The following is a 10,212-nucleotide window of genomic DNA, read 5'->3' on the forward strand; positions in this document are numbered from 1 at the left end:
GTTCTAAATATTATGGCTATGGGCCTTTCCCGATTTACTGCGCTCCACCTTTCAAACGCGTCCGATGCTACTTCTGAAGCTTTAGATATTGATGAATACGTTCTAAATATTATGGCTATGGGCCTTTCCCGATTTACTGCGCTCCACCTTTCAAACGCGTCCGATGCTACTTCTGAAGCTTTAGATATTGATGAATACTTTAACAAAATCAAGGTAATGGATGTAAGAAATCTACAAATACCTAGTTTATGCAAACAAGAAATTCTAAAAATGCAGGGTAAGAGCGTACGGCTAGCTTCTGCTAACAAGTAAATCCAGGTGACGCCTGCGTCGCACCGATTCAGGCGTTGGCACTCAAAGGTGAAAAAATGGACATTTCTAGCGCATTGATACCCTTACTTAGTGCTTTTTTTGGTGCTGCCTTTACTTTTTGGGGACAGAGAAAGTTACTAGAGCAGCGTGTAAGTCTTGAGTTTAATGTAAAGCAAGCTGAGCGTTTTGAAGAAGCATGCAAATTAGAGCTCGGCAAGCTCGAAGAAAAAATTGAAGAAGCGCATGCTATCGCATCAGAATTAGGTTGGGAATTTTCCCCAACAGTGCTTAATATCGACTGGGAAGCAGGTATGAGCCTAAATGAGTACGATCTAAAGTACAAAGCTCTTTTGGATAAGTGTTCGCGACTACAAGTGTTAGTTGATCTTTATGTGCCTCATTTGAGCGAAGACGTAAACAAAGTTTCGGGTAACATGAACATATATTGGGGTAACTTTCGTAATGTCCTTTCTAAAACCCATCAAGGCGTTTTACCAAACGAACTAGGTAGTGTGTTTGATACCGCATTGAAATACTCAAGATTAATACCTGATCAGACTTACTCGTTAAAACATGGTCTCTCTGATTTTTATCGTAGTAAGTCCTTCCGAAATGAGTGCTAATAAATCAACCAACAGGAAAAACGCTGTGTTAAGTGGACTGTCAACTATGACCTAGTACAGGAAACTCGTTTTATGGACAAATTTATTGCACTTCAACAACTTGTTGCAGGAGACTTTCAACATCTCAATGGGTCATTTGAATCGCATTTAAAAGGAACGGCGAGCCTTTTAGCCAGTTGGGGTAGAGGCGAGTTGCTTCAAACGGCAGGCCTTTTTCATGCAGCGTATGGTACGGCGGGTTTCGATGAGAAAATGGTTTCACTGGAACAGCGCCAAGAAATCGCACAGGTGATTGGGCGGGAAGTAGAGGCATTAGTTTATTTATATTGTTCATGTGATCGAGACTATGTTTTTCCTCAATTCGCTAAAAGGGCTGAGATAGAGTTTAAAGACAGGTTTAGCGGATCATGTTTCAAACTCGAAAGCGAGATGACGAGGCTGTTCTGTGAGTTAACTGCGGCTAACGAACTAGAGCTAGTATATAGCAGCAACGACTTTAAACTTCAGCACGGCGCTGAGCTTTGGGCGTTGTTTCAGAGCATGGACAGCTTTTTAAGCGATGAGGCTAGAAAGGCCTATAAGTCAGCTTTGGCGAGCTTTGGATGACGATTATTTTCTCATTCCCACGCAGGCGCGAGGGAACGATTTAAAGAGTATCTCGCGACCGGGCTGGGAACTCTTTCATAAACGCGGATGTTCATGCGTTTCCCGTGGGCTGTACGGCTGATTAGGTCACGCTCAGCCGCATGCCTACTAGTCAAGCTGCTTATTGAAGCGCAGTGTCGCCAGCACCAGGAATACCCCGAAGAAGGCTAGCAGCGGCCAGATTGCGGAATGCAGTTGGGACAAGTCGGCGCCACGAAGCAGAATTCCGCGCGACAGTCGTATGTAATGGGTCAGTGGAATCACTTCGCCGATCCACTGCGCCAGCCTCGGCATACCGTCGAACGGGAACATGAAGCCCGACAGCAATATGGACGGCAGGAAGGTGAAGATCGTCAGCTGGGTCGCCTGGAATTGCGTCTTCGCGAGGGTGGAGACAAAAAGACCGAGCGCCAGCGTGGCCAGGATGAAAATGACTGAAGCTAGGTAGAGATCGATGACGCGCCCGCGTACGGGAACATCGAAGAGGTACTGGCTGACCCAGAGGATCAGCGTGACCTGGATGAGCCCGATCAGCACGTAGGGAACGATCTTTCCGAGCATCAGTTCTGCGGACTTCACCGGCGTGGTGATCAGCAACTCGAGGTTGCCGCGTTCGCGTTCTCGCACGATAGCGATGGCGGTGAAGAGCACCATGGTCAGGTGCAGGATCACACCGATCAGCGCCGGCACGATATTGACCGGTGAGCGGCCCTCGGGGTTGTAGTAGGTACGCGACTCGAATAGGTTGGGCGGTTGTCGCTGCCCCGGCGGGGGCATGCTGCCCAACCTTCGGACGATGCCCTCTACGGTCGGGTCCGAGCCATTGATTAAAAGCTGCCCGGCCGGGCGATTGTCATCGATCAGTCGTCGCTCGAAATCGTGTGGAATATAGATCCCGACATCGATCTCGCCGGCATCCAGCAGCGCTTCGAGTTCCTCCGGACCGGCGGCCGATTGCGTGATTTTCACGATCTGGCTGGCCTCGGTGGCGGCAATGACTTGCCTCGACAGACTTGTGTTGGCGTGATCGGACACGGCAGCATTGACGTTGCGCACGTCGAGGTCGATCGCAAAGCCGAACAACAGGATCTGCAGCAACGGCACGCCGATGATCATGCCGAAGGTCAGGCGGTCGCGCCTGAGCTGGCGCACTTCCTTGCTGGCGATGGCGAAAAGTCTATTCAGCATCGGTCTTGCCCCGCTTGTGGCCGTTCAAACCCGTGGAGGCGACGAAGACGTCCTCCAGGTTGGCGACGACGTTCTCGACGTCTCCGGCGATCTCCGCATTGGCGAGCGTATCCCGGATCAGCCCGGCCGGATCGACGATTCGCATGTCGGTCAGCGCGTGCAGCCGCGTCCCGAGCTGGGCGACACTTTGGACACCGTCGGTGCCTTCCAGGCACTCGCGGACGCGCTGGGGTGTATCGGTCTCGATTTCGACGACACCGGCGGCGATGTCGCGGATCAGGTCGCGCGGCCGGCCTTGGGCGACGAGACGGCCCTGATCGAGGATGGCGAGATTGTGGCAGCGCTCGGCCTCGTCCATATAGTGCGTGGACACCAGTACGGTCGTGCCTTGGTCGACCAGGTCGAACAGGATGTCCCAGAAATCGCGACGGCTTTGCGGATCCACCGCTGAGGTCGGTTCGTCGAGGATCAGCAGACGCGGTCGATGCAGTGTCGCGCCGGCCAGCGCCAGACGCTGCTTCTGCCCGCCGCTCATGGTGCCGGCGAACTGCTTGCGTCGGTCGCTCAGCCAATACCGTTCTAGCGCACTGTCAATGCGTTGCTTGAGATCGCGGCGCGGCAGGTTGTAGATGGCGGCCAGGAAGCGTAGGTTCTCTTCCACGGTCAGGTCTTCGTAGAGCGAAAACGTCTGCGTCATGTAGCCGATGTGCAGCTTCACCTCCTCGGCCTGCCCGGGGACACGAAAACCGAGCACTTCTACTTCCCCCGATGTGGGTGTCAATAACCCGCAAAGCATGCGAATAATGGTCGACTTGCCCGACCCGTTGGGCCCGAGGAAGCCATAGATTGCCGCCTCGGGGATCTGCAGGTTGACGTCGTCGACCGCTGTCAGCGCGCCGAAGCGCTTAGTCAGCCCCTTGGCATCGATGGCGATGACATCATTCATCGCCGACTCCGCTTGGATCGGGCGCGACGGCGCGCACCGGAATTCCGCTAGGAAGCTCTGCTGCGTTCTCCAGGTCGATTTCGGCCAGGTAGCTCAGGCGGCCGGCATCGTGTTCGGTCAAGGCGTAGTAAGGCGTATAGGCCGCATCCGTGGCCAGATAGCGGACTTTTCCGGTCCGCTCACCGTGGCCGTCGATTCGCACCCGCACCGTCTCGCCTGGGCTGAACCGGCCATGCAGTTCGGCGGGGACATAAACACGTGCGTAGGGCGGCTGGTCGATGGCGCGAAGCAGGGCCAGGGATTCACCCACGCGCGGCGTTTCCCCCAGTTCGAAAGGCAGGGCCTCCACGCGCGCCTTGCGCGGCGCGGTTACGGAGAGTCGTTCGAGGTTGAGATGCTGGCGCTGTACCGCGGCTTCGGCCTCGCGCACCGCGGCGCGGGCCTGATCGAGTTCCTCTATCGTGGTGCCTTCGACCAGGGTCGCCAGCGCGGCTCGTGTGGCATCGTATTCTCCCTGGGCCTGGTCGCGGGCGTTTGTCGCGCTGTCGAGCTGGCTCCCGCTGGCCAGGTTTTGCTCCGCTAGGCGCTGGACACGCTGCAATTCCTGTCGGGCCGTGGCCAGGCCGGACTCGGCGGCGGTGAGGCGCGCCCGAGCCTCTTCAATGGTTTCCTGTCGCGGGCCGCGCAGCAGTTCGTCGAGCCGGCGGCGGCTTCGGTCAGCAGCGGCCTCTAGTTGCGCTAGTTCGGCTCGGGCCCGATGCGGATCGAGTTCGACCAGAACCGTCCCGGCGTTCACCTGCTGGCCTTCGCGCACGTGAATCTTTACCACGGGCTCGGCCATCTCCGCGGCGAGGGCGATGCGGTCGCGCTCGAGCGTGCCGACCACAGGGTAGGCAGGATCGCCATTGCAGCTGGTCAACACCAGCAGCACCAGCAGCATGGCCTGAGCACAAGTCTTGGATATCAGAGTCATGTGCTTGCTCCCTTGTAGAAGAGGTTAAGGGTGTGTTCGGCCAGCACTTCGATCCGCTCCGGCGCTAGGCTGTAGTCGAGCACTTGTCCCGCTATCGGTTGGCCGACAAAAGGGAAGACGGCCATACTTAACAGCGACAGCGTGGCCAGGTCGGGATCGAGGTCGGCCCTGAGCTTTCCCAGCTTCTGGGCTCGCTTGACTAAGTCGCGCACGCCGCTACCGCCGCGGCTGGCGAATCCCTTCAGAAATGTCTCGCGCATCTGACCGCCGGGCGAGAGCACGTCGCGCACGATCAGCGATGGCACGGCCGGATTCTCGGCAAGCAGCCGCATATAGCCTTGAATGAAGCGCGGCAGTAAGTCCTCATCCACGGGCGGATCTGAGCGTGCGGCTTCGAGCTGGGCGAGGATGGGCCCGAGCGCGTGCTGCAGCACCGCTTCGTAGAGATCCTGTTTGTTGCCAAAGTAGTAGTGGATCATCGCCGGCGTCGCACCGGCTTCCTTCGCGATGACGGTTACCGAGACGCCGCGAAAACCGTGCGTGGAAAACTCGCGCAGCGCTACTTCAAGCAACCGCTCGCGGATGTTCGAGTCGCCGCAGGGGCGGCCCGGTGTCCGCTCGCCCTGCCTGGTTCCTGATGTTTTTCTGTTCATAGAATTAATTAATAAATCGTTTAATTAATTATGTCAAGAAGAAATGGCCGAGCGGATTGGGTGCTGGCCCGGCCTTGCAGAAGGCCGGCGAAAACGATCAGTCCTTCAGGCGCTTGCGTCCGGTCAGCATAGCTCGCACAATGTTTTCGCGGTGCAGCCCGTCGGCCGACCAAAGCGGACCGGCGTTTTTCTCGTTCCCACGCAGGAGCGTGTGAACGAGTTACACCAACCCCAACCACTGAACTAAACCGAACCCCGTTCGTACTAGGTACCGTTATGTTTAACCGATGCAGTATCTAACGGGGTTCGCGTGAACCCAATCAATCCAGCCAAGTGATGCAATAGTAGGTGTACGGCGGTCAAACCCCTCCATCGCGATCAGCACGTTTTGCGCGAGAAAACACACCTTCATGGTAATTAGACGACTCGCTGCTACGCTTATAGCAAATAGCAGTGCAGAGGATTTTGCCATGACAATCAGCCGTAAGATTAAAGCCATGGCGCTTGCCCTTTTGTTGGGGTCATTTCTTACCATTTACCTGGTTATGGAGTGGGTAGCGAAGCCCGTTTTGCAAGAGCAGGCAGAGGCGGGCGCTCGGCAAACCGTCACAAAGATTGAAGGGCGTATTGCCACGGTACTGAATGAAGGGGCAGTGTTGACCGATACACTCGCAGCACTATCGGAAACATTGCCGTTAGATCGCGCGCAGTTTATTGAACGTCTTGAGCCCGTGGTCGATCACTACGGTAACGCCGCGATTGCGGGCGGTGGTGTTTGGCCTGAACCCGGTGAGTTAACACCGGAAAAAACACGTGATTCTCTATTTTGGGCGCGTAATGCACAAGGCTCGCTGGATCTATTAGATGATTACAATGATCCCGCTGGCAGTGGTTATCACAACGAAAGTTGGTATCAAGCAGGGCGAGGCTTACCGGCGGGGCAATGCGCGTGGTCTGCCGCTTATGAGGATGCGATTTCTGGCACGCCCATGGTCACTTGCACGGTCGCAATTCGCCGAGATGGCCAGTTTTGGGGCGTTGCGACAATCGATTTGATGCTCTCCGGTCTGTCAAACTTATTAACTGATCAAAATGAGGCAACCGGAGGCTATGCCTTTGTGCTCGATCAAACCGATCGCATTCTCTCGTTTCCAGATGTGCGTTCTTCAAGCCTTAGTATGCAAAGCCTGAGCGACGCCAGTAGACAGTATCCTCGTTTATCCCCGCTTGTCTCGGCCTTGGACGCTGAGGAGCCGGTTTATCTGCCGGAAGGTGTGGTAGGCGATAGCCGGTCGCTCCTCGTGCAGGTTCCTCTGTCGGAACAGGGTTGGACAGTGGGCATGTTGTTGCCTGAGGCAACGGCCTTGGCGGCGCTGAATCGAGTAAGTTCTGGCCTGTATATAACACTGTTACCGCTGGTGATTGTCTTCGCGTTAGTCGTGGTATGGCTCGGCCAGAGGCTCATTCGCAGTATCAAAGAGACGACTCAGCAGGTTAGCAGCCTATCGAAAGGTGAGAAAGGCGGTAAGTTAGAGATTGTTCGTGCTGATGAGATGGGCGAGCTACGGCGCGCTGTCAACGATTATGGCGCCCATCTTGAAAAAATTCTCGAAGACGTAGCGAGAGAAGCGATTGGCGTTAAAAGCAGTGCAAACGACTTACAGGCACTGAGCCAAGATTTGAGCGACCGAACGTCGGCGCAGACGAATGAGAATATCACGCTCGCCTCATCGATTAACCAAATGTCCGCAAGTGCCACCGAGGTGTCGAGCAATACTGCCACTGCCGCAGATACTGCCGAGGATGCATCGCACGTGGTGGCAAAAGGACAGCAAGCCGTCGATGAGAACAGTGACGCGATTGCCAAGCTTGCTACCACACTGAAAGAAGCCTCCTCTGTGATTGATAAACTGGCCTCAGATTCACAGCAGGTGGGAACGGTCCTTGAGGTCATCAAAAAGATTTCAGAGCAAACCAATCTACTAGCACTGAATGCGGCTATCGAGGCGGCGCGTGCGGGAGAGCAAGGACGTGGGTTTGCAGTGGTTGCCGATGAGGTGCGCTCATTGGCCGCCAAAACGCAGGAATCAGCGGAAGAAATTGATGGCATGATTCATCAGCTTCATTCGGCGGCTAGCCAGGGCGTGGACGTGATTGAATCGAGTTATCAGTTGTCTCAATCTTCGGTTGAGCGAGCGAGTGTGGTGCGTGAGCACTTTGAAGAGATTGTCACAGCATTTGATAACATCAAAGAGCGCACCGTAAGCATTGCCACGGCATYGGAGCAGCAAGCGCATGTAACAGAAGAGATCAGTCAACTGGCGGATCGAATCAGGACGTTGTCGGAGCAGAACGCTGAAGGGGCATCTGAACTCAAAGCAATGAGTGCTGATTCACTCGAACGGGCTGACCGTCTAACCCAAATTAGTCAATGGTAGCGTTCGTTTACCTTGTATTGCTATTCTTGAAAGGGCTGATAGGTCGAAACGAATGCATTCCTTGTCAGCCTCATCCGGTGTTTGTTAAGGGGCAGTCGTGAACCAGATCAATCCAGCCAAGTTACGCAATAGCAAGTGGACGGCGGTCAAACCCATTAATCGCGAGAAGCACTTTGTAGTCTCTGACGTTGAGTATGATGAAGACGGTGTGGTGGTGTTATGCGTGCTCGAGTCGGTGATGTCGAAAAAAGAGTATCCAATTGACTGGCGTGAGCTCAAAAGTGACGAGAAGTGGCGTCAAGGGTGGAAGTGATAACGCAAGGGAGGAGGCTATCCTCCCTTTTTTGATCTTTTTTTAAATGTCGCGCGTGGCGTTTGTTATTTCAGGTGGAAGATTTGCTCTGTTTCTAGCGACGTCATCGCGCGTATCTGACGCCAAATGTAGTAAAAGATGCCGAACATCATCAGCATGCTAGGGATAGCAATCATCGGGTAGCTGTACAGCGTCATCTTGCCTAGCTCCTCGTTAAAGGCGGGCGTACCGGCGGGGCTGGTGACAATCCACGTGGCGAGGAAATAGTTCATCGCCGATGAGAACACAAAGGTGCTGGCGAACAGGTAGTTTGACCACATTAGACAACGCTCAAAGGCGGCGGATTGTCCATGCTCTTTTAAACGCTGCTTGATCAACGAGAGGTTAAGCACGGTGTCATTCAATATTAACTTCTGCATCAGTGGGTAGCGGGTAAAGGTTGACCCTAATACCGCCAAGCCGATAAGGCCGGGGATCAACGCCTCTTTCAAGGCTAACCAACGGGTATCGAGCTCGAGTAGGCCAATCCCGCCTGTCAGTAGCACGCTGATAAAACCCAGTGCTGAGATAAAATTGAATTTCTGGTTACGGACCAGATCCATCCCGCCGTAAGCGAGAGGGAAGGCCAAAGCGACGACCAGTGCCATGGCTGTACCTAGGTATTCATCGCCGCTCAACTTCATCAGGATGATCGAAGGGATGAAAACGTTGAACAGGATTTCAAACAGGGGACTCGGCTTTTTCGCGGTGGTATTGCTCATAATGTGTGACTAACTCTACGTGATATCGGTGTCATTATACTCTGCCAAGCAGTGTTCATCGACCCGCGATCGATGTAAAGCGTAAAAGCGCATCGTTGTGTAACTATGTGTGAAATCAATAGGTGTGAGGGGGAGTGGTGTGCGAGCCTGACACCTACATAGTTCATAGAAGCTTTGTAATCACTGCAAAGATGAATGCAATCATCCAAGACCAAATACCAATCGCGTTCATCCACATAAATAGCTCAAACTTTAAGGACTTCTCATTTGCGCGATGACGAATAACAGGATACATGACACAATAGTCAATATATCTAGAAAAAATACTATATGATGTCATACATTGCTGATTCGAATGTAAATCTTTGGCGTTTTTTGCTAGCTGAAGATCTAGCCAAGATATTCTTTCTTCGCTACCGAACGCTAATAGAATACCAGTAATAGAACCYGGTAAAGCCCAAATAAGCGCGTACCATGCTATGAATAATTTAACATACTCAATCATTCAGAAACTCAGCCACCAAGTTAGATAAGATCAGTTTTTTCAGTCTATCACACCGGACAACCTAGCCAGATAGACAATGATGCCCGAGAGAATAAGACTCCAAAATCCTAAAAAGTTGTACCACATAAAGGCTCTGAACTTCCATGAGTTGGTCGTTTGGCGATGTCGAATAAGCGGGTAGGAAAAACAGTAAAGAGTAAAGCGATTGACGATTTTATAAGATAATTGATAATCAAGGTTGCTGTGAAGTTTTTTTACATCTTTTTCAAGCTGTTGGTCTATAAATTCAATGCGTGTAATGTCATTAAGCGCCAAGATTGCGAGTATAAAGACGGCAGGTATTGACCATAAAACAAGATATCCTCCGAAAACCAACCCCGGAATAATAAGTAAAATCTCCCACCATTCACTTTCTGGCATAAAACTCCTCGCAAAGATATGACGATTAGAATGTTATATTTAAACACTCGGATAGGTAGGAAAATATAATCGCTAAAATCAAGCTCCAAAACCCTAAAAAGTTTAACCACATAAAGGATTTGAACTTCCAGGAATTGGTCGTTTGGCGATATCGAATAAGCGGATAGGAAACGCAGTAAAGAGTAAAGCGGTTTACGATCTTATAAGATAATTGATAATCAAGCCTGCTGTGAAGTTGTTTTACATCTCTAGCAAGTTGTTGGTCTATAAATTCAATGCGTTTGATGTCATTAAGCGCCAAGATTGCGAGTATAAAGACGGCTGGTACAGCCCACAAAAAGGCGTATCCTCCAAAAATAAGTATTGAGCACATTATTAAAATATCGAGGATATGCATGATTATTTTTTACATGAGTTGAATGGTTGTTAATTAAT

General features: G+C 52.4%; 11 protein-coding genes. 5 read left to right on the plus strand and 6 right to left on the minus strand.

Features of this window, described 5'->3' with window-relative positions:
• The 3 genes from BZG73_RS16035 to BZG73_RS15630 form a co-directional block, all read left to right on the plus strand.
• Window positions 1–312, plus strand: a 312-nt coding sequence (locus BZG73_RS16035) for a hypothetical protein (RefSeq protein ID WP_158075314.1), incomplete at its 5' end; no start/stop codon positions are given.
• Window positions 313–368: 56 nt separating this feature from the next.
• On the plus strand, window positions 369–935 hold the full coding sequence (locus tag BZG73_RS15625; RefSeq protein WP_077668790.1) for a hypothetical protein: 567 nt from the start codon (window positions 369–371) through the stop codon (window positions 933–935).
• A 72-nt stretch (window positions 936–1,007) separates the two neighbouring features.
• Window positions 1,008–1,541, plus strand: coding sequence for a DUF6817 domain-containing protein (locus tag BZG73_RS15630; protein ID WP_077668791.1), 534 nt, complete (start codon window positions 1,008–1,010; stop codon window positions 1,539–1,541).
• A gap of 147 nt (window positions 1,542–1,688) precedes the next feature.
• On the opposite strand, the gene BZG73_RS15635 is transcribed toward BZG73_RS15630, so the two are convergent.
• The 4 genes from BZG73_RS15635 to BZG73_RS15650 are packed head-to-tail and all read right to left on the minus strand — an operon-like array spanning window position 1,689 to window position 5,340.
• Window positions 1,689–2,765 carry an ABC transporter permease gene (locus BZG73_RS15635; RefSeq protein WP_201247920.1) on the minus strand — a complete coding sequence of 359 codons (1,077 nt, stop codon included), beginning with the start codon at window positions 2,763–2,765 and terminating at the stop codon, window positions 1,689–1,691.
• Window positions 2,758–3,714, minus strand: coding sequence for an ABC transporter ATP-binding protein (locus BZG73_RS15640; protein ID WP_201247918.1), 957 nt, complete (start codon window positions 3,712–3,714; stop codon window positions 2,758–2,760). The genes BZG73_RS15635 and BZG73_RS15640 overlap by 8 nt, the downstream gene beginning before the upstream one ends.
• On the minus strand, window positions 3,707–4,687 hold the full coding sequence (locus BZG73_RS15645; protein WP_077668793.1) for an HlyD family secretion protein: 981 nt from the start codon (window positions 4,685–4,687) through the stop codon (window positions 3,707–3,709). The genes BZG73_RS15640 and BZG73_RS15645 overlap by 8 nt, the downstream gene beginning before the upstream one ends.
• Complete coding sequence (locus BZG73_RS15650) at window positions 4,684–5,340, minus strand: TetR/AcrR family transcriptional regulator (protein WP_077520691.1); 657 nt, start codon at window positions 5,338–5,340, stop codon at window positions 4,684–4,686. Before BZG73_RS15650 ends, BZG73_RS15645 begins: the two co-directional genes overlap by 4 nt.
• 470 nt (window positions 5,341–5,810) lie before the next feature.
• Here BZG73_RS15650 and BZG73_RS15655 point away from each other — a divergent pair, with 470 nt between their 5' ends.
• Both BZG73_RS15655 and BZG73_RS15660 read left to right on the plus strand, forming a co-directional pair.
• Window positions 5,811–7,778 carry a methyl-accepting chemotaxis protein gene (locus tag BZG73_RS15655; RefSeq protein WP_201247919.1) on the plus strand — a complete coding sequence of 656 codons (1,968 nt, stop codon included), beginning with the start codon at window positions 5,811–5,813 and terminating at the stop codon, window positions 7,776–7,778.
• A gap of 97 nt (window positions 7,779–7,875) precedes the next feature.
• Entirely contained in the window at window positions 7,876–8,091 is a 216-nt protein-coding gene (locus BZG73_RS15660; RefSeq protein WP_077668795.1) for a TIGR02450 family Trp-rich protein, read from the plus strand.
• A 65-nt stretch (window positions 8,092–8,156) separates the two neighbouring features.
• Here the strand turns inward: BZG73_RS15660 and BZG73_RS15665 are convergent, their stop codons facing one another.
• Both BZG73_RS15665 and BZG73_RS15675 read right to left on the minus strand, forming a co-directional pair.
• Window positions 8,157–8,852, minus strand: coding sequence for a VC0807 family protein (locus BZG73_RS15665; protein WP_077668796.1), 696 nt, complete (start codon window positions 8,850–8,852; stop codon window positions 8,157–8,159).
• Between the two features lie 544 nt (window positions 8,853–9,396).
• The gene (locus BZG73_RS15675; RefSeq protein ID WP_077638320.1) at window positions 9,397–9,777 is read right to left on the minus strand and encodes a hypothetical protein; all 381 of its coding nucleotides are present in this window, start codon (window positions 9,775–9,777) and stop codon (window positions 9,397–9,399) included.
• Window positions 9,778–10,212 lie beyond the last annotated feature (435 nt).

This window comes from Salinivibrio siamensis, from assembly GCF_001996005.1.
Lineage (GTDB): Bacteria > Pseudomonadota > Gammaproteobacteria > Enterobacterales > Vibrionaceae > Salinivibrio > Salinivibrio siamensis.

Coding starts and splice junctions, on each gene's coding strand:
- BZG73_RS15640 (WP_201247918.1), bottom strand. CDS start 3,714: ATGAATGATGTCATCGCCATCGATGCCAAGGGGCTGACTAAGCGCTTC.
- BZG73_RS15650 (WP_077520691.1), bottom strand. CDS start 5,340: ATGAACAGAAAAACATCAGGAACCAGGCAGGGCGAGCGGACACCGGGC.
- BZG73_RS15665 (WP_077668796.1), bottom strand. CDS start 8,852: ATGAGCAATACCACCGCGAAAAAGCCGAGTCCCCTGTTTGAAATCCTG.
- BZG73_RS15625 (WP_077668790.1), top strand. CDS start 369: ATGGACATTTCTAGCGCATTGATACCCTTACTTAGTGCTTTTTTTGGT.
- BZG73_RS15675 (WP_077638320.1), bottom strand. CDS start 9,777: ATGCCAGAAAGTGAATGGTGGGAGATTTTACTTATTATTCCGGGGTTG.
- BZG73_RS15630 (WP_077668791.1), top strand. CDS start 1,008: ATGGACAAATTTATTGCACTTCAACAACTTGTTGCAGGAGACTTTCAA.
- BZG73_RS15645 (WP_077668793.1), bottom strand. CDS start 4,687: ATGACTCTGATATCCAAGACTTGTGCTCAGGCCATGCTGCTGGTGCTG.